Below are 18,232 nucleotides of genomic sequence, written 5' to 3' on the forward strand. Positions count from 1 at the left end.
GCATTTAGCGATATTTGCCAAAAGGTGACAGGGAAACGAAATTGGATGTCGTTTAACCGTGGCTAATCAGAACTTTGCGCTTCGCACCCTGCCGTCGAACTGCAGGCAGTCATCGACCCGCTGGCGCTGGACAGTCGACAGCTTCGCCAGCGGGAAGTAAGCCAGCTCCGAGTGCTCGTCGGAGAGCACGATGCTGCCGGAATCGCTGAAGTGGGCGCGGAAGATAAATACGTGGGAATGGTAGACGCGGTGGTAGTAGACACCGCTCAGGTAATCGATGCGCACCTCCCGCCCCAGCTCCTCGCGGCACTCGCGCAGCAGCGCTTCGTGCACGGTTTCCCCCGGGTCGAGAGCGCCGCCGGGCAGCCCCCAGTTGCGATCGGCATAGGTGGCGCGCAGCTGCAGCACCTCACCGATTTCATTGGTAATCACGGCGTGGGCGCTGAGGCGGTAGGTGTCGTCAAAGGACATGAGGCCGACAGCGGAATGCGAGAGGCGGGACACGCGGCGCCCGAGCGCCAATACCAGATCGCCGTGGGCCGCGCCCAGCGCCGGATTCGATGCTACGTACGGCGCGCCCTACGCGGCGACAATTCGGCATTCCGCCCTCCTCATTCCGCCTTCCTTATGCTGTATGCCAATCAAAATCCCTGAGCCAGCTCGAAGCCAATGCCGAGCGTCTGCACCGACTCATCGTAGTCGATCAGGCTCTCGCCGTAGCCATTAAAATATTTCACATAGCCGCGCACCCGGTTGCCGATCGGGAAGCCCCAGCGCAACTCCACTGCGCCGCGGTTCTGCGACTGCAGGTTGTTGCGCAGCAGCACGGAAAACTTTTGCCCGGCGCCGCGATAGCCGGCGGTCAGCTCGAAATATCCGAGGTAATCCTCGATATCCGGGTTGTCGTCGTTCTCGGCCTTTTCCGGAATCCGGTACCAGGGTTTGAAGGTGAAGAAATAGTTGTCGCGCTCGAAGAAGAAATTGGCGTAAACCCGGTTCCAGCTGCGCGACAGTGGCTCGCTGCGGCCGTTGGACTGGTGGTTGAACGCCAGCTGGTTGGCCACGTTGCGAAAACCCAGCAGGCTCCAGTCGTTGAGCCAGGTCATGATCAGTTCCGGCTCGTGGTTAGTCTCGCGAAACGGCGCCGAATCCTCGGAGTTGTAGGCCTGCCAGAAACTGCGGTTGGTGTAGGCGACACTCATGAACGAGGCCTTGCCGAGGAAGCCGCGCCACACCGGCACCTGCACCGACAACTGGAACTGCACTTCGATGCGATCCAGGGCCACCGGCGTCCCGGCGTTTTCAAAATCCTCGAAGCCGGCCTTGTTCGGCGCCGGGTTGTAGACCACCGGCAGCAGGTAATTGGTCTTGTGCGAGGCCAGCGTAAACGGGTTGCTGGCGGCGTCGCGGATCGCCTCCGCGCGCTCGCTGACCCTGGGCTGGTTTGGCGCTTCGGCTTCCGGAGTCGGTTCCGGCACCGAGCTGAACACCGGGCGCGGCGCCCGTTCCGATGGCTGTATGCGCGCCTCACGGGCACAGAAATCACGCATTTCCTGCACGGTGATATCGGCCGGCGCGACCAGCAGTTGCTCGCTGAGACAGGCCTCTTCGCGCTGCTCTACAGTGAGCCTGGGATCTTCCTGATGCTGTGATTCGTTATCGCCCGCTGCTGCGGGCGGCTCGGCAACGACGGGGGTGGCAATGGTGAGCACCCACAGCAGGTGGGCGGCGGTAAACAGGTAGCGGCGACGCAACAAAACTCTCTCCCTGGCAGGGTCTCTCCAATGCGTCGCAAGCTTACACTGGAAGCGCCGGGAATTTCGCTAATTATCTGGCAGATTGCGCAATAAACCAGCCGGGCAGACCATCGCTGCTGAAGTCGCCGACGAAACCGCGCGCGGCACGTGAGTGGAAAAGAGTGACCGGGGCTCGCACCAGACTTTACACGAAAAGAAGAAGTAACCGACAGGATCGGCGCCGGCTACAACAGGGTTGTGAGTTGCGGCGACCACTCCAGATCGCGCAGGCGCACCTGCCACAGGCGCCCGGTGCTGGAGGGCCAGTCGTAGCCGACCAGCAATCCCCTGCCGTCGACAAAACAGTGCGCATCGCGCTCCGCCTCGTCACCCTGATAGACGAAACCGGTGACGTCCGCACCCAGCTCCTGGGCGCCCTGAGTGGCCGTGTCGCCGGCCAGCAGGCGCGCGCTGCGGTGGCTGATGCGCGGCGCCAGCAGTTTGCCGCGCTGCGACGGGTCGACGATATCCGGGCTGACCACTTCGAGGCCATCGCGGCACTGCAGCAACTTGAGCAGCAAAGGCCCCATGAATATACGCATCAGAGGAAACAGCAGGCGGTTGCGCCCGTTCAGCTGCGCCTCCTGCGGACCATTGGGACCACTCCAGCGCGCCTCGATAATATCCCCCAACTGCGGTTGCGCCGCTGCACTCTGCAGCTGGTAGCACGCGGAGACCTCGTCCACTTCATCACGCCAGGTGATACGGCACTCGCTGACCAGACCGCCGCAGAGCACCGCGCCCACCTCCATGCCGAAACCGCGCTCGCCGACCAGGCGCTGGCTCAACAGCAAACGCCGCCCCCGGTCATCATCGCCCAGCTGCCAGTGATCCTGTACCGGCATTTCGCGGCCATCACAACAGTAGTAGTAACGGCCCTGCGCCAAAGTGGAGCTCATACGCATGGCAAAATCCTCCCTGTCCCGCGCGCACAATTTTGATGCACAACTGCACCGACTCGATAACGAGTGCTGCAGAAAGTATTGCACAAGGGGGGATGCACTGTGCCGCGTTTGACGCGCGGATACACTCCGCAGATCGCGGCTTGAATTACGGGCCGGTGGCCCCGCAAAAACGCCGCGGCCTGGGCGTTATGCGGGGCCGGAGATATGCGGGGAGAGAAGTCTATAGAAACCGTGAATATTCCCCGACTGCATCAAGCGCCATGCAACGCGCAAGCACTATCGACTATTTCGCTCGATCCAGTCGGGTTCACTCAAGCCGGCCGGTCAACGGCCGCGCAGCGCACGGCTACAGGTAGCGCTGCCAGAATTCTGCCTGCCCCATTTCCTCATCCAGCGTGTAGGCCTTGAAGCCGCATTTGCGATAGGCGACCTGGGCGGGCAGGTTTTTTTCCAGCACTTCGAGTGTCAGCTTGCAACAGCCACGGCGCTTGGCCTCGGCGGCGACCAGATCCAGCATGGCTCCGCACACGCCCTCGCCGCGGGCGCGCTCGCTGACCACGACATCGTGGATATTCACCAGCGGCTGGCACATAAAGGTGGAAAAGCCCATCAGGCAATTCACCAGCCCCAGCGCCTCGTCGCCGCGGTAAGCCAGTACACTGAACGCGCCGGGAAATTCCGCGAGTTTCTCCACAAGCTGGGTGCGACACTTCTCCGACAGCGGCTCGCCGCCACCGAACGGATCCTGCGAATACGCCTCCATCAGCGCAATGATATCGCGCCCGTGACGGGCATCGCGGTAGTCGGCAATCAGCGTGGTCAGGGCGGTAGCGGTCTCGTTCATTGCAGCTCCGGTTCAGGATTGATCGTCGATATCGGCTTGCAGGGGCACCAGCGCGCCCTCCGGATCGATTTCACCGGCGCTGCCGACATTACCGAAACGCCGCAGGTAGTTGCGGGTGCGAAAGCGCTGCGCGACCAGCCAGCGCACGCGGGCACGGTGGCGGTGCAGAGGGGTGCTGCGGTAGGGGCGGCGGCGGCGCGGCCGCTGACGAACGGTTCTGGGCATGACTCCACTCGGTCCGGTTGGGGCCGCTGGTTGGCCACCAGCGCCAAGAATTCGCGCGAAGGGTAGCAGGGACGCGGGGTCGAGTACACCGCCGCTTGGCCGTGGGCGACAAAGCGGCTATGCTGGAACGATCGCGCACAGCCAGAAGGAATTCCCATTGCGCCCCCTGGATCACCTGCTCAAGAATAACCGGCAATGGTCCCTCGCCACTCGCGATGACAAGCCCGATTTCTTCCTCAAGCTCTCCGAGCAACAGACCCCGGAATACCTGTGGATCGGCTGCGCAGACAGCCGCGTACCGGCCAACGAAATCGTCGGCCTGCTGCCGGGCGAACTGTTCGTACACCGCAACGTCGCCAATGTGGTGGTCCACACCGACCTCAACTGCCTGTCGGTGCTCCAGTATGCGGTGGAAATCCTCAAAGTGCGGCACATCATCGTCTGCGGCCATTATGGTTGCGGCGGCGTGCAGGCGGCGCTGGAGAACAGCCAGCTGGGGCTGATCGACAACTGGCTGCGCCACATCCAGGACGTTCGCGATAAACACCACACGCTGATCGACCTGTTCCAGCAGAAGGAGCGTATGGACCTGCTGTGCGAACTCAACGTGCTCGAGCAGGTCATCCACGTTTGCCAGACCACCATCGTGCGCGACGCCTGGCGCCGCGGCCAGCCCCTGTCCGTGAATGGCTGGGTTTACGGGCTCAAGGACGGCCTGGTCCACGATCTCGGCATTTCCATTTCCGGACCGGAGAAAATTGCCGAGATTTACCACAGTGCGCTGACCAATATCGCCCAGCGCGACGCCGAGTAGCAGACTTCCGCGGCCATTTTCCTTAAACTCCACACCAGACCCGGCCATGGCCGGGTTTTCCTTAGGGCCCGGCGCTTGATGGCCGGACAGCGGGCTGCCGAAAAAACCTTTTCCGCAGCCCGCCAAGTATTTCGGGAGAATGCATGGCGGACTACCGCGTTTGGGAATGCCAGATCTGTGGCTGGCAATATGATGAGGCAAAGGGCTGGCCCGAGGACGGCATTGCCCCTGGCACCCGCTGGGAAGAAATCCCGGAAGACTGGAGCTGCCCGGAATGCGGGGCCGCCAAGGCGGATTTCGACATGGTCGCCATCTCCGCTGCCGGCGGCGCGCCGGCAACAGCCGAGCCCCCCTCCCAGGCCCAGACTGCCACCGTTTCCGCTCCGGCTACGGCCCCATCCGCCAACCGTATCTGGGAGTGCATGGTGTGCGGCTGGGTCTATGACGAAGCCAAGGGCTGGCCGGAAGACGGCATTGCCCCCGGCACCCGCTGGGAGGATATCCCCGAGGACTGGTGCTGCCCCCAGTGCGGGGTGAGCAAAGACGAATTCGACATGGTGCTGGTCGAGGCACCGGCGCAACCCGCTCCGGCGCCCGCCGCACCATCTACGGTCAGCGATATCGATCCGCTGGTGATCGTCGGCACCGGTCTGGCCGGCTACAACCTGGCGCGTGAATTCCGCAAGCTCGACCGGACGACGCCCATCGTCCTGATCACCGGCGACGACGGCACCTATTATTCCAAGCCGCTGCTGTCCGCCTCCCTCGCCCACGGCAAGACCCCGCAGCAATTGGCCGGGGCCAGTGCCGAACAGATGGCGCAGGAACTGAACGCGGAAATCCTCGTGCATACCCGCGTGAGTGATATCGATGCCGCCAACCGGCTGCTGACACTGATACCGGATAACGGCAGCCACAGTGCCGCATTGCGCTATGGCAAACTGGTGCTGGCCACCGGCGCCGGCTGCCGGCCCCTGCCCGCCATCGACGGCGACGGCACCGCCCGCCTCCACCGGGTCAACAGCCTCAGCGACTACCACCGCTTCCGCACCGCGCTGGTGGGCCGCAAGCGCGTGCTGCTGATGGGCGCAGGCCTGATCGGCTGCGAGTTTGCCAACGACCTGATCCAGGCCGGGTTCGCTGTGGATGTCATCGACCCGCTCGACTGGCCGCTGGCCACCCTGCTGCCGGAGGCCGCGGGTCGCGATCTGCAGCGCACTCTGGAGACGGCCGGCGTGCGCTTTCACGGCAACAGCCGCATCGATCGTCTGGAGCGCCACGGCGGCGGCGTCCGCGCGCAACTCGACAGCGGCGAAGTGGTCGAGGCCGATATCGCCCTCGCTGCCCTCGGCCTGCAGGCCAACACCGGCCTCGCCGAGGCCGCGGGTGTCCGCATCGGTCGCGGCATTGCCGTCGACCGCCAGCTGCAGACTTCCGACCGCAACATCTACGCCCTCGGTGACTGCGCCGAAGTCGATGGCCACCTGCTCTATTTTGTCGCGCCGCTGATGGCCTGCGCCCGCGCACTGGCGCAGACACTGGACGGCAACCCGACACCGGTGACTTATGGCGCCATCCCGGTGGCGGTAAAGACCACCCTGCGCCCCACCACCGTGTGCCCGCCACAGGCCGGCACCGCCGGTCAGTGGCAGATTCATGCCGACGACGACGGCGTGCGCGCGGAGTACCGCGCCGACGACGGCCGCCTGCTCGGTTTTGCCCTGACCGGTGCCGCCATCGCCGCGCGCGACGCGCTGGCCGCGGAATGCGCGCCGCTGATGGATGACTGACAAGTATTGGCGACTCGCCAGCGCTGTGCCGGCGCCATGAGGTAATACGCGCAAAATCGGCGCTTTTACCGTAGAATGGCCGCCAGCACGAAATTTGCACAAAATTTAAACGACGGTATGAGCACAGACAGTAACCAGGCCCTTTCGCCCAACGCCCAGCAAAGCCGCGCCCTGCGCGACACCCTGGGCCAGTTCGCCACCGGTGTCACCGTGGTCACCACGCGCGACGCCGCCGGCCAGCCGGTGGGTATGACCGTCAACAGCTTCAACTCTGTGTCCCTGGAGCCACCGCTGGTGCTGTGGAGTATCGACAAGCAGTCCCTCGGCTACGATGCCTTCACCCAACAGGGACACTTTGCCGTACACGTGCTCAAGGCCGACCAGCAGCATATCTCCAACCTGTTCGCCGGCCGCGGCGCGGACAAGTTCGGCCAGGTAGAGTGGCGCCCCGGCCCGGACCAGATACCGCGCCTGGACGACTGTGCCGCGTATTTCCACTGCCGCCTGGCGCAGTGCATCGATGGCGGCGACCACACCATTCTGCTGGGTGAAGTACTGGATTTTTCCGCCAACGGCGGCGAACCACTGGTTTTCCACCGCGGCCGCTACCGTGCCCTGGCCGGTGACTGATCATCCAGACTGTGTGCCAGTCGCGCGTTGATCGCCGGGCCGCACCGATTCCGGTGCCAATTTGGCCGCGAACCTGACACCGACATGGTTAAGCTGTCATCGTCACGTCATACTTCAGGAGCACACTGCCGCTGAAGTTTCAGCAACGCTAGGTACTTATGCAGACACCCGGCACCCTGTTCTGTTTCGCCCATCGCGGTTACCGCCAGCGGGCGACGGAAAATACTCTGCAAGCCATCGAGCATGCACTGGCCTTCGATGTCGACGGTATCGAGATCGATATCTGGAATGTCGGCGGCCAGTTGCTGGTGCAACACGACCGCCGCCTGGGCCGCCTGATCGCCGGCAGTGAACTGCTCACCGACATGTGCCCGGAAGTGCTGCGCAGCAAGCTGCTGCCCTGCGGCGGCAAAGTTCCCACGCTGCGCGAGGTGCTGGAGCTGTTGGGCAATTGCGCCCAGCTCAATATCGAGATCAAGGGGCCCAACTGCGCCGCGCTGGTGGCACGCGAACTGGAATCCTACGTGCGCGACAGCGGCAGTAGTTTCGAGCAATACCTGATTTCCTCCTTCGACCACCGCCAGCTCTACGAGAGCCTGCAGCTGCTGCCGGAAGTGCGCCGCGGCGTGCTCGTGTCCGGCGTCCCGCTGGACCTGGCTGCCGGCGCGGAACCGCTCAAGGCCTACTCCCTGCACCTGAGCCTGGATTTCGCCGACGCCGAACTGATCCGCGACGCCAAACGCCGCGGGCTCAGGAGCTATGTATTTACCGTCAACAACCCGGACGACCTGCAGCTGGTGGCGGCGATGGGCGCCGACGGCGTGTTTACCGACGAGCCGCAGCTGGTAATGGATTACAACCTCGCCAGGACCACCGGCGCGCTGTTGCAACACGTGTGCGACACCGATATCGACCAGCCCCAATCGCGCTGATCCCTGCCGACAAAAAAACGGCGCGCGGCGCCGTTTTCCATACCCTATCCTCCCGTCAACTCCAGGTCAGCGGCGCCGGTCCCTGATAGACAAAGCGTGGCAGCTGGTTGCGGCCCGGCACCTTGCCGTACTCATCGGTATACACATCCACATTCGGGTTCGCGCGCACGAACAGATCGACGGTGTAGCGCATACAGGTAGTGCAGCAATCGATTTCGGAAATGAGCAGGGCCGTGCGCACATTCTCGATATAACCCGGCGATCCATAGAGGAAATTGATCAGCCGCGGCTCCGTGTGGTACTGGCCCATGCCACCACAGGCGTAGACGCGCAGATTCGGGCTGACATCCGGCACCAGCGGAAATCCCGCCGCGGCGAGGTTGGTGTGCTCCGTGGCAGACAGCGAGCGCGCGCTGGAATAGGCGAACAGGAACAGCTCGCTGCCGTCGTGGCGGGTAATGTTCAGTACGCAGGCATTGCGCCCGTTGGGGTTCTTGCCGGCGCCGATATGGGTATTCAGCGCACTGCGAAACGAGCGGATACAGAACTCGGCTTTTTCTTCACTGATCATTGCGTCTCTCCCTAGACGTCATGTCGCGGGCCACAACGGCAGCCGCGACATTGCCATTTTTTTGGCATCGCCTTTATAGGCAATTTCCATTGAGCGCGTCAATCACCGCCGAGCACAGCGACCCCTGGCGGAATTTTCTTGACCAACAGCGGGCCAATCGCTGTTTGCACGGTGCCGCGCCCATCCTGAAGGCAAAAAAAAACCGGCGCAGTATGCGCCGGTTTTTTAACGGAAGCCTGGCGATCAGAATTGCGCGCTCGCACGCAGATACCAGAAACCGCCGTTGAACCCGAACGGCGAGGTCAGCGCCTGGCGCACCCCCAGGAACTGCAGGGTACCGTTACCCTCTTCGTCCGCCTCCACGTCGAAAATATTCTCACCACCCAGGGCGACAGTGTAATTTTCCGCAAAGGTCATCCGCGCTTCCAGATCGGTGAGGATCTTGCCGCTGTAGCTGCTGGCACCGGAAGTATCGTTGCCGTCCGGCTCCAGCTGGCCGCCAGTCGATTCCCAGTCGCCGTAGCGGTTAAAGCGCACATAGCCGGCGAGCATGGCACCGGTGTCGTAATCGAACGTCAGGGTACTGCGCTGGTTAGGCACCTGGTTTTCGAAATCGAACACGCGCGTGGCGTTGATGGTGTTGGGCGCAACCCGGGTCACTTCCTGCTGGTTGTAATTGTGGCGCAAGTCCACGGTCAGCATGCCGCCGGCCACCTCGAAGTCGCTGGTCACCGCCAGGTCGACACCGCTGACGGTGGAATCAAACGCGTTGGTGAAGTAGTTGACGTTGCTACCCATCAACAGGTTGGCATCGCTCACACCGGCGCCGCTCAGCAGTGCTACTTCGTCCGCGCCGATGGTGTTGTTGCGCAGCGCCAGGCGGTTTTCGATATCGATGTTGTAGTAATCGACCGTGATGCTGGTGTTCTCCAGCGGGTTGATCACCGCACCGATGGTGTAGCTGGCGGACTCCTCCGGCTTCAGATCCACTGCGCCCAGTGCCTGGGCAACCGGGTGGTCCACCGGGTAAGTACCGCTCGGCGTCAGGCTGCCATCGGGGTTGGCGGTAGTGGTGACATTGAGCGTGTTTACCTGGCCCGGGGTCGGCGCGCGGAAACCGGTATTGGCAGTGGCGCGCAGTGCAAAGGTCTCGTTGAAGTCGTAGCGCGCGGACAGTTTCCAGTCGGAGGTGGAACCGAACAGATCGTAGTCCTCGAAGCGCAGCGCCGCACCCAGGGTCAGTTTGTCGGTAACGTCCGCCTCCAGATCCACATAGGCCGCCATGCTGTCGCTGCTATAGCTGCCCTCGGCCTCGGTGGGGAAGCCCTGGAAGCCATCGGAGCCCACGCCAAACACCGCCGCCGTGGGGCCTACCGCAGTGGAAGCCTGGTCGCCGGCGCCAATCTTGTAGGTCTCGTTGCGCCACTCGGCACCGAACGCCACGTTCAGCGGGTTGGCCAGCGCGGCGATCTCGATCGGCTGCACGAAATCCGCGTTCACGCTCTGCTCTTCCTGGGTCAGGGTGCCCGGGTGGAAGCTGGTCGGGGACAGGGCACCGAGGCTCGGGTTAATGGAGTCTTTCAGTACATAACTCACTTCGTTTTGCGCAGTGCGCCCGCGCAGATCCCAGGTCATGCCAGATGCCAGCTCACCGCGAGCGCCGAACACCGCGGACAGATCGGTGATATCGGCACCGAACTGCGGGTTATAGCCGCCGGGGAACTGGGTGTAGATCGGGTTGCGCAGCACATAGCCGCTGGCGCTGGAGCTGTCCGCCACCAGGTAATCAGACGGACTCAGGCCCTGGGCGGTAATGCTGTCGATCAGCGACTGGGGCGCCGGATCGGGCATAAAGTCCCCGTTGCTGTCCGCCTGCAGCGTGGCGCGGGCGCCGAATGCATACTGCGGGTCCAGCACCGGGCCGCGGTAGAAGAAATCGGAAATAGTGGAATTGTCGGAGTAGCCCAGGGTGCCGTACAACTCGACGTCATTACTGAGCGTATAGCCACTGTTGATGAACAGCTTGGTGGTTTCTACTTTCGGATCGCCCCAGCGCTGACCGAGGCCGTCCAGCGGCACCTGGTCGACACCGACCACCGAACCGACGAACTCCGCATCCGGCCGCGCGGCGCCACGCCAGGTCTTGTCCGCGGTGGAGTGCTCCAGCGTGGTGTTGACGAAGCCGCTGTCGCCGAGAGGGAAGCCGGCATTGACGGACAGACTGTTGCGCTGGCCGTCGCCGGCAAAATATTCGCCAGTCTGCGCCGACACATTAATGCCTTCGGCATCGTCCTTCAGGATCACGTTCACCACCCCGGCGATGGCATCGGAACCGTACTGGGCCGAAGCGCCGTCGCGCAGCACTTCCACCCGCTGAATCGCGGCGGAGGGAATCGCGGAGAAATCCACCGCCTGGGCGCCCTGGTTGTTGGTGCCCAGTGGCGCCAGCTGCAGATTGACCAGCGCCGAACGGTGGCGGCGGGTGCCATTGACCAATACCAGAGTCTGGTCTGGTGACAGGTTGCGCAACGATACCGGGCGGATAAACGCGGTGCCGTCGGCAATCGGGAAACGCTGGGTATTGAACGAAGGCGCCACCTTGGACAGCGACTCGGTCAGATCGAAGCTGGCCTGGTCCTTGAGGTTGGCGCCGCCGACCACGTCCACCGGTGACAGCGTCTCGGTCGGGGCCAGCCCCTCCCGGCGCGTACCAGTCGTAACGACCTCTTCGAGCACCCGATCATCTGCGGATGGCGATTTGTTGTCATCCTGAGCCAGGGCAGCGGACACCGGCAGCGCCAGCGCCGCGGCCACAGCCAGTGACAGCGGTTTGAATGAATATGATTGCATGGTAAGCCCGTCCTCTCTCTTATGGTTATCTCGTGAGGATCACGCCGCCGAATACCCCGCGACAGACGTGCACTGATTTTTGTGTGGCGACCCGGTTGTGTCGGCGCACTTTTATTGTGCGGCCAGATTATGCAAATGGCGGGCGGGCGGCAACGCTTCTTTGCAAAACACAAAAAAGAGTGCCAAAGAGTGTGACAAAGGTTACATATGATGTGGTTTTCCCCGCCACAAAGGATAGGTGTCAACAAACTGGAAAATTTTTGGATAAAGGGTCTCGCACTGGCGCTGGCTGCAGGATTATTTATCCCGCCAATTGGTCACCTATTGACCACAACCAGACACCAATTTCGCTGGCCGCCCACTCTCAACCCGGTCCCAACCGCAGGGTCCGACACGCTCGCACAACAGTCTCCCCACGACCAGGCCAGCAGTTACGACAATTCAAATGATAACTGTTTGCATTACGCTTAACAGGCTACTAAACTCCGCCGCACATAACGACACCGTCTGATTTTTCTGGGGACCACCATGCATCAGCTAAGCCGCCTTTCCACCATCGGCGCAGTCCTGGCCACTCTCTCCGCACCCGCGCTCGCCGACGAGAACCTGTTTGGCAACGTCAAAGGCGCCGAAACCATGCCCGAGGGCAGCTGGGAGGTGTATCAGATCTTCACCGACCGCAGCGACAAGGGTACCGGCCACTACCGCGCTTTCGACAGCACCACAGAAGTGGAATATGGCGTCAGCAACAAATTCACCGTCGGCGCCGGTCTCAAGGCCATCGCGGTGGACACCAGCGGTCTGGTGGTAGACGGCTATATCCCCGGCGACTACAAGCGCGACCTGAGCGTGGCGGGCTTCGAAGCCACGGCAAAATACAACTTCCTGAGCCCGGCGCTGGATGACTTTGGCCTGTCCGGCTTCTGGGAGTTCGACTATATGAGCATCGACCCCCACTCCGGCCGCGACAAGGACACCCTGTCGCTGGAATCCTCCCTGCTGGCACAGAAGTACCTGCTGGAAGGCCAGCTGATCTGGGTCGGCAACCTGTCCATGGAAGGCACCTACGCCAAGCGCAGCGCGATCAATAGCCTGCCGGACGGCTTCGAGTGGCCCACCGATCCGGAGATGGAGCTCGAATTCAAGCTGGGCTCGGGCGTGAGCTACCGCTTCGCGCCCAATTGGTTCGTGGGTGCAGAAATCAACTATGAGACCGAGTTCGAGACCGAGGTCGGCCAGGAGCGCTGGTCGGTGTTCGCCGGCCCCAACCTGCACTACGCCAACGCCAACTGGTGGGCCACGCTGTCGTGGATGCCGCAACTCGAGGGCGGTGGCGAAATGATCATCGCCGGCGACGACCTGCACCTGATCGAAAAGACCAAGAGCGAAGCCCGCCTGAAACTCGGCTACAACTTCTGAGCGAAACAGTGATGAAACACGAAATGCTGCTCGGCGCGCTGCTGCCGATTACCGCGCTGGTCGCCCCGGCCTATGCCGCCGACTATCTGACGGTGGAGCAGGCCCAGCGCCAGTTCTTTCCCGATGCCAGCCAGTTCGTCGACAGCGCGCTCAACTTCGACGACGACCAGCGCGACGCGATCAAGGACCACGCCGGCACGCGCCAGCGCCGCGATCGCCAGCAGGTGTGGCGCGCCGCGCGCGACGGCGAGGATCTGGGCTGGATGTTTGTCGACGACGTGATCGGCAAGCACGAGTTCATCACTTACGCGCTGGCGGTGTCCCCCGAGGGCGCGGTGCTGGGCATGGAGATCCTCAGCTACCGTGAGACCCACGGCGGCGAAGTGCGCCAGGCCGACTGGCGCGAGCAGTTCGACGGCAAGTCACTCGACGACGCCCTCCGCCTGGGCAAGGATGTGTCCAATATCAGCGGTGCTACGCTGTCGTGCCGCAATGTCACCGATGGCGTGCGGCGGCTGCTGAATATCTGGGACCTGTACCTGAAAAATGCCTGACTTCCCGGCTGTCGGGCCGGGGGCGCAGATCAAACGCATGCGCCCCCTGCTCGGCACCTATGTTGAGATCGCCGCGGGCGCTGTTGAAACGATGGCGGCGGAACGCGCCGAAGCCGCTATCCACAGCGCCTTCGACGTCATCGCCCTTATCCACAGGCTGGCCAGCTTCCAGCAACCCGACAGCGAACTCTCGCACCTGAATGCCAATCCCGGCCAGTGGCTGACACTCTCCCGCCACACGCTGCGGCTGCTCAGGCTGGCCCGCGCCATAACCGCGGCCAGCGATCACCTGTTCAACTGCACCCTCGGCGGCGCCGTCGTGGCCCGCGGCGCCCTGCCCGACCACGGCGGCGATTATCTGGGCAGCGGCCGCGCCGACGATATTGAACTGGAGGCAGGCCGCGCGCGCCTCGCGCGCCCGGTGCGGATCACCCTCGACGGTATTGCCAAGGGCTACGCCGTGGATTGCGCCATCGCCGCGCTCAAACGCGCCGGCATCACCGCCGGCTGGATCAACGCCGGTGGCGACCTGCGCGCCTTCGGGGAGTTAGCGCTGCCGGTATCACAGCGCCGCGCCGATAGCAGCACACGTTCCCTCGGCGCACTGCAAAATGCCGCGTTGGCCACTTCGCGTGCCGGCGGCGGTGTCGATGCCGATGTCCCCGGCCTGATTCTCGGTCCGGAAACCGCGCACGACGCCGCGGACATTGGCAAGGCCACAACCTTTAGCGTAATCTCGCGCTTCGCCTGGCGCGCCGACGCCCTGACCAAGGTCGCGGCGCTGGCACCGGCCGCTGAGCGCGCGGCGCGCGTCGCCGGCCTCGGCGGCCTGCTGATCGAAGAAGAAACCTGGAATTAACGAAATGCGTCGCTTGAGCGGATACCCGCGCTGGTTCTACGCCGCACTGATGATCACCGTCGCCGCGCTGACGGCCAGCGGCTTGCTGCTGATACCCAATATGATGGAGCTGCGCCTGGACATGGACGCGCCGCTGCACTTCTCCGGTAGCCTACGCCTCGCCAGCGCCGCCACCCACAGCCTCACCGCGTTCCTCACCATCGGTCTGATCGGCGCCCTGGCCACGGTGCACATGCGCGCCGGCTGGCACCGCAGGCAGAATCGTGTGAGCGGGCTTTTGCTGGTACTGCTGTTCGCGTTTCTGCTTGCATCAGCGGTGGGGATCTACTATTTCGGCGATATGGACCTGAGCCGGTTGTCCAGTCTCAGTCACAGCCTTGTCGGGTTGGTACTGGTACTACTGTTTGCATGGCACGCAGTGGTTGGGCGGCGGATCCGCTTGCAAAAGCGCCGCGGTCGATAAAACGGCCGGCGCATAAAATACCCGCGCAGACTTGCTGTAACAGGAATTTACTGCAAGCCCCAACGTTTTACGGCACCTCGAATTTTTACAGCAACGCAACGCTGCCCGATGGCGCCTCTGTAAACAACTCGCCCGCCCGCATTATGCGCCAGCAAAAAAAAGCGCTTTTCTGGGATTTTTTCCCGGCAATTAATTAGTATTGCCATCTGCTCAGGCGGATTCCTGAGCCCCGCCGACGTCTAGCAAGCATTCAGACCGACGAACATAACCGCGCTCGGCCTGCAACCGGCCCTGATCTTCTACAAGGATAGTGATATGAGCTTGGATAGCCTCACTGGATCGGCATTGATCCGTCTCGTTATTGCCCGGCAAATGAAAAACAGCCTCAAGGCGCAAGGACATGGCAAGTTGTGGCGCATGGTGCACGGCTTGTCAGAAAGCAGACTGTTAAAAAAACGCGTCCTGATATCCAACGATTTCTATTCCGAGGACCCCTTTACCTGTTGGTGGCTGTTCCTCAACAAACCCACCACCGCCAACGAAATCATCATCAAGGAAGTCAGAGGCATCCTGATGGCACATGCGATAGGCGGTGTCGCCAACGCCATGGGAGGTCAGGTCAGGTCGGTTCACGAGGCTTACAGCCAGCTGTCCGATACCCACAAGGCGATGGGCGTGGCGAAACAGACCGTGTCGGCAAAAGCAATGGCCAACAAAACGTACAATAAACTGAATGATGCCTGGCAGGCCGGTGTATGGAGTGCGGCAAAGGGCACAGCGCAGGAATTCTCGCTGGGATTTGACCAGATGTTAATCGGCGGCTGCGCGCATATTGAAAAGAACGGCAAAGACCTGGAAATCAACCTCCGCACCTGGAATAACAAAACCGACATGCTGTCTTTTATGAGCTTTGCGGAGAGCAAAGGCCGCTATTCAGAAGCCAGCCGAAAGTATACCCGCGGACTGTGTAGCGAGATTAAATTTCGCTATGACGCCAGATTTGGTACTTTGGTGTGATTCAAAAAGTACCAAGTTGATACAGCCCCCACACAACAACAGGGGTTCTCTACCGGGACTCAATAGCGGTCCCGATCCGGTTTTTTCTCCTTGTTCTCGCCCACGGGTGCCGGTGGCTGGACGCCAGCGTCCAGCTCCTGCTGCAACAGCCGCGTACGCGTTTCCTCCAGCCGCCGCAATCGCTTCTGCACCTGACCGTTAAACGATTGCGCGGGAAAGCGGCCATCGTCGCCGGGACTGCCGGCGTCCAGTCCGCTGAGCAACGCCAGTGCTTCATCCACCTGTGCCACCGCATAGATGGAAAACTGCTGCGCGCGCACCGCCGCGACCACTTCCTGTTTCAACATCAGGTGCTGCACATTGGCCGCCGGAATAATTACGCCCTGATTGCCGTCCAGGCCGCGGGCCTGGCACAGCTCAAAAAAGCCCTCGATCTTTTCGTTAACGCCGCCGATCGCCTGTACGCGCCCCAGCTGGTTGACCGAGCCGGTGACGGCGAAACTCTGGCGCAGCGGCACTTGCGCAATCGCCGACAGCAACGCGCACAGCTCCGCCAGTGAGGCGCTGTCGCCGTCTACCGGACCATAGGACTGTTCGAATACCAGGCTCGCGGACAGCGACAGCGGCTCGGACGGCGCATAGCGGTTGGCGAGAAAGGCGCCAAGGATCAGCACCCCCTTGGAGTGCAGCGGGCCACCCAGTTCGGTCTCGCGCTCGATATCCACCATTTTGCCGCTGCCCAGGCGCGCGGTGGCCGTGATGCGCGAGGGGCGGCCGAAGGCGGTGTCGCCGAGCTGGATCACGGAGAGACCGTTGATCTGCGCCACCTGTTCACCGGCGGTATCGATCATCAGGATATCGCGCTCCACCGCTTCCTGCATACGCTCCTGCAACTGGCGCTGCCGATACTCGCGCTTTTCTATCGCCTTCTGGACATGCGCTGGCTCCACGCGGCTGTCGCTCTCGTGCCGGCACCAGTAGCCCGCTTCGCGCAGCATATCGGCAAGCCATTCGCGATGTAGCGACAGCTTCTGCGCATCCGCGGAGACCCGCGCGGCCTGCTCGATCACCCGCGCCACCGCCGCCGCAGACAGCGGCCGCAGTTTTTCGCTTTTTACCAGCGCATCGATCCAGCGGGCATAGGCGAGCACGCTGTGACGGTCGCGGGTGATATCCTCGGAAAAATCGGCGTAGACCTTGAACAGCTGGCTGAATTCGGAGTCGTGCGCCTTCAGCAGGTGATAGATCCAGCGCTCGCCTACCAAGACCACGTTCAGCTGCAACGGAATCGGTTCTGGTTCCAGGCTGCTGGTGGACAGCAACCCCAGTTGCAACTCCAGTGGCTGAATACGAATTTCCTGTGAGCGCAGGGCGCGCTTGAGCGTCTCCCAGACATAGGGGGTCACCAGCAGCCGGTGCGCATCCAGAATCAGGCAGCCGCCGTTGGCGCGGTGCAGTGCCCCGCTCTTGACCAGGCTGAAATTGGTTAACAGGGCGCCCATCTGCGATTCGTATTCGACCCGCCCGAGCAGGTTGTGATAGGTGGGATTGTCCTCATAGACCACCGGGGCACCGTGCGCGCCGCCGTTATCGACGAGAATATTGACCCGGAAGCGGGTGAACTCCGATGCGCGAATCAATTTAGCGGGCGCAATGCCCTCCTTCTCGCCGCGCTCGCCGGCAGCGCGAAAGTCATCGGTATTCTGCGTGACTTCCCGTTTGATATTTTCGATAAACGCCTGCACCGTTTTCGAGCCGAGATAGCGCCGGCGCAGCCAGTCGATGCGCTCGTCGAGAGTCAGGTGCAGGTACTCGCTGTTCAGCTGCTTCACATCCTCGGCCAGCTGTTCGTGCCAGCGCAACGCCTGGCCCAGGGTCTCCTTGAGATCGATATTGACCTGCTCAATGTTGTCCTTGAGGCGCTGCTGCTCTTCCGCCGGCAGCTTGCCGAACTCCTCCGGACTGATAAATTCGCCCTCCCGCAGCGGCCCGATGGTGTAACCGGAGGGCGTGCGCACGACGCCGATACCCAGCGCTCTGGCGCGCTGCACCAGCGCGCTGAACGCCTGTTCCTCGCGCTCTTCCAGCGCCTGCTTGAGTTCGTCGCGGCGCGCGCGGTACTCCTCGCTGCGGAAGATATCGGGAATGGCGGTGAGCAGGTGTTCGAGCAGGTCGTCGATGTCGCGCTGTAGCTCGCGCGCCGTGCCCGCGGGCAACACCAGCGCGCAGGGGCGGTGCTCGGACTCGAAGTTGTGGATATAGCAGAGATCGCTGGCCGGCTCCTGGCGCCCGGCCCAGGCGCCGATCTGCTGTCGGGCCAGGTCGTGCCGCCCGAGCCCTACCGAACCGGCGACATAGAGGTTGTAGCCCTTCTGCGGCATCTCGACGGCGAATTCCAGCGCCTCCAGCGCGCGCGTCTGACCCAGTGGCTGGCGCGTGATATCCCGCCCGGGTTCGGCTTCGGGTTCGGCGCGCAGCCACTCCAGCGGGCAGTGCCAGTACAGCTGCTCGGGCAGCAGGGGGCTTGGGTTCATGCAGACATCTGGGTTGAGAATCCTGGGCG

17 protein-coding genes are annotated in these 18,232 nt (G+C 62.6%); 9 read left to right on the forward strand and 8 right to left on the reverse strand.

Annotation, left to right across the window (positions count from 1 at the left end; genetic code table 11):
• Window positions 1-66: 66 nt before the first annotated feature.
• The 5 genes from ABDK11_RS14470 to ABDK11_RS14490 all read right to left on the reverse strand — a co-directional run bounded on the left by ABDK11_RS14470 (window position 67) and on the right by ABDK11_RS14490 (window position 3,770).
• Window positions 67-471, reverse strand: a complete 405-nt coding sequence (locus ABDK11_RS14470; protein WP_346837222.1) for an NUDIX domain-containing protein — start codon at window positions 469-471, stop codon at window positions 67-69.
• Window positions 472-641: 170 nt separating this feature from the next.
• The gene (locus ABDK11_RS14475; protein WP_346837223.1) at window positions 642-1,757 is read right to left on the reverse strand and encodes a phospholipase A; all 1,116 of its coding nucleotides are present in this window, start codon (window positions 1,755-1,757) and stop codon (window positions 642-644) included.
• 224 nt (window positions 1,758-1,981) lie between these two features.
• Window positions 1,982-2,701 (reverse strand): hypothetical protein, encoded by a 720-nt coding sequence (locus ABDK11_RS14480; protein ID WP_346837224.1) that lies wholly within the window; start codon window positions 2,699-2,701, stop codon window positions 1,982-1,984.
• Window positions 2,702-3,047: 346 nt separating this feature from the next.
• Complete coding sequence (locus ABDK11_RS14485) at window positions 3,048-3,545, reverse strand: GNAT family N-acetyltransferase (protein ID WP_346837225.1); 498 nt, start codon at window positions 3,543-3,545, stop codon at window positions 3,048-3,050.
• A gap of 12 nt (window positions 3,546-3,557) precedes the next feature.
• The gene (locus ABDK11_RS14490; protein ID WP_346837226.1) at window positions 3,558-3,770 is read right to left on the reverse strand and encodes a hypothetical protein; all 213 of its coding nucleotides are present in this window, start codon (window positions 3,768-3,770) and stop codon (window positions 3,558-3,560) included.
• Window positions 3,771-3,927: 157 nt separating this feature from the next.
• On the opposite strand from ABDK11_RS14490, the gene can reads away from it, so the two are divergent.
• From can to ABDK11_RS14510, 4 genes are all read left to right on the forward strand, one after another.
• Entirely contained in the window at window positions 3,928-4,584 is a 657-nt protein-coding gene (gene can / locus ABDK11_RS14495; RefSeq protein WP_346837227.1) for a carbonate dehydratase, read from the forward strand.
• Between the two features lie 143 nt (window positions 4,585-4,727).
• Window positions 4,728-6,374: an FAD-dependent oxidoreductase gene (locus ABDK11_RS14500; RefSeq protein WP_346837228.1), complete on the forward strand. Its 1,647-nt coding sequence runs from the start codon at window positions 4,728-4,730 to the stop codon at window positions 6,372-6,374.
• A 117-nt stretch (window positions 6,375-6,491) separates the two neighbouring features.
• Window positions 6,492-7,004: a flavin reductase family protein gene (locus tag ABDK11_RS14505; protein WP_346837229.1), complete on the forward strand. Its 513-nt coding sequence runs from the start codon at window positions 6,492-6,494 to the stop codon at window positions 7,002-7,004.
• Window positions 7,005-7,162: 158 nt separating this feature from the next.
• Window positions 7,163-7,936: a glycerophosphodiester phosphodiesterase gene (locus tag ABDK11_RS14510; RefSeq protein WP_346837230.1), complete on the forward strand. Its 774-nt coding sequence runs from the start codon at window positions 7,163-7,165 to the stop codon at window positions 7,934-7,936.
• A 55-nt stretch (window positions 7,937-7,991) separates the two neighbouring features.
• Here ABDK11_RS14510 and ABDK11_RS14515 read toward each other — a convergent pair whose 3' ends face one another.
• Window positions 7,992-8,507 carry a hypothetical protein gene (locus tag ABDK11_RS14515; protein ID WP_346837231.1) on the reverse strand — a complete coding sequence of 172 codons (516 nt, stop codon included), beginning with the start codon at window positions 8,505-8,507 and terminating at the stop codon, window positions 7,992-7,994.
• Between the two features lie 243 nt (window positions 8,508-8,750).
• Window positions 8,751-11,357: a TonB-dependent receptor gene (locus ABDK11_RS14520; protein WP_346837232.1), complete on the reverse strand. Its 2,607-nt coding sequence runs from the start codon at window positions 11,355-11,357 to the stop codon at window positions 8,751-8,753.
• Window positions 11,358-11,885: 528 nt separating this feature from the next.
• Here ABDK11_RS14520 and ABDK11_RS14525 point away from each other — a divergent pair.
• The 5 genes from ABDK11_RS14525 to ABDK11_RS14545 all read left to right on the forward strand — a co-directional run bounded on the left by ABDK11_RS14525 (window position 11,886) and on the right by ABDK11_RS14545 (window position 15,669).
• Window positions 11,886-12,776 (forward strand): DUF6662 family protein, encoded by an 891-nt coding sequence (locus tag ABDK11_RS14525; protein ID WP_346837233.1) that lies wholly within the window; start codon window positions 11,886-11,888, stop codon window positions 12,774-12,776.
• A gap of 11 nt (window positions 12,777-12,787) precedes the next feature.
• Window positions 12,788-13,330, forward strand: a complete 543-nt coding sequence (locus ABDK11_RS14530) for an FMN-binding protein (protein ID WP_346837234.1) — start codon at window positions 12,788-12,790, stop codon at window positions 13,328-13,330.
• A gap of 37 nt (window positions 13,331-13,367) precedes the next feature.
• The gene (locus tag ABDK11_RS14535) at window positions 13,368-14,189 is read left to right on the forward strand and encodes an FAD:protein FMN transferase (protein ID WP_346837235.1); all 822 of its coding nucleotides are present in this window, start codon (window positions 13,368-13,370) and stop codon (window positions 14,187-14,189) included.
• A 4-nt stretch (window positions 14,190-14,193) separates the two neighbouring features.
• Window positions 14,194-14,652 carry a hypothetical protein gene (locus ABDK11_RS14540; protein ID WP_346837236.1) on the forward strand — a complete coding sequence of 153 codons (459 nt, stop codon included), beginning with the start codon at window positions 14,194-14,196 and terminating at the stop codon, window positions 14,650-14,652.
• 315 nt (window positions 14,653-14,967) lie between these two features.
• Window positions 14,968-15,669, forward strand: a complete 702-nt coding sequence (locus ABDK11_RS14545) for a hypothetical protein (protein WP_346837237.1) — start codon at window positions 14,968-14,970, stop codon at window positions 15,667-15,669.
• Between the two features lie 59 nt (window positions 15,670-15,728).
• On the opposite strand, the gene ABDK11_RS14550 is transcribed toward ABDK11_RS14545, so the two are convergent.
• On the reverse strand, window positions 15,729-18,203 hold the full coding sequence (locus ABDK11_RS14550) for an ATP-binding protein (RefSeq protein WP_346837238.1): 2,475 nt from the start codon (window positions 18,201-18,203) through the stop codon (window positions 15,729-15,731).
• Window positions 18,204-18,232 lie beyond the last annotated feature (29 nt).

It is taken from the genome of Microbulbifer sp. SAOS-129_SWC (assembly GCF_039696035.1).
GTDB lineage: Bacteria > Pseudomonadota > Gammaproteobacteria > Pseudomonadales > Cellvibrionaceae > Microbulbifer.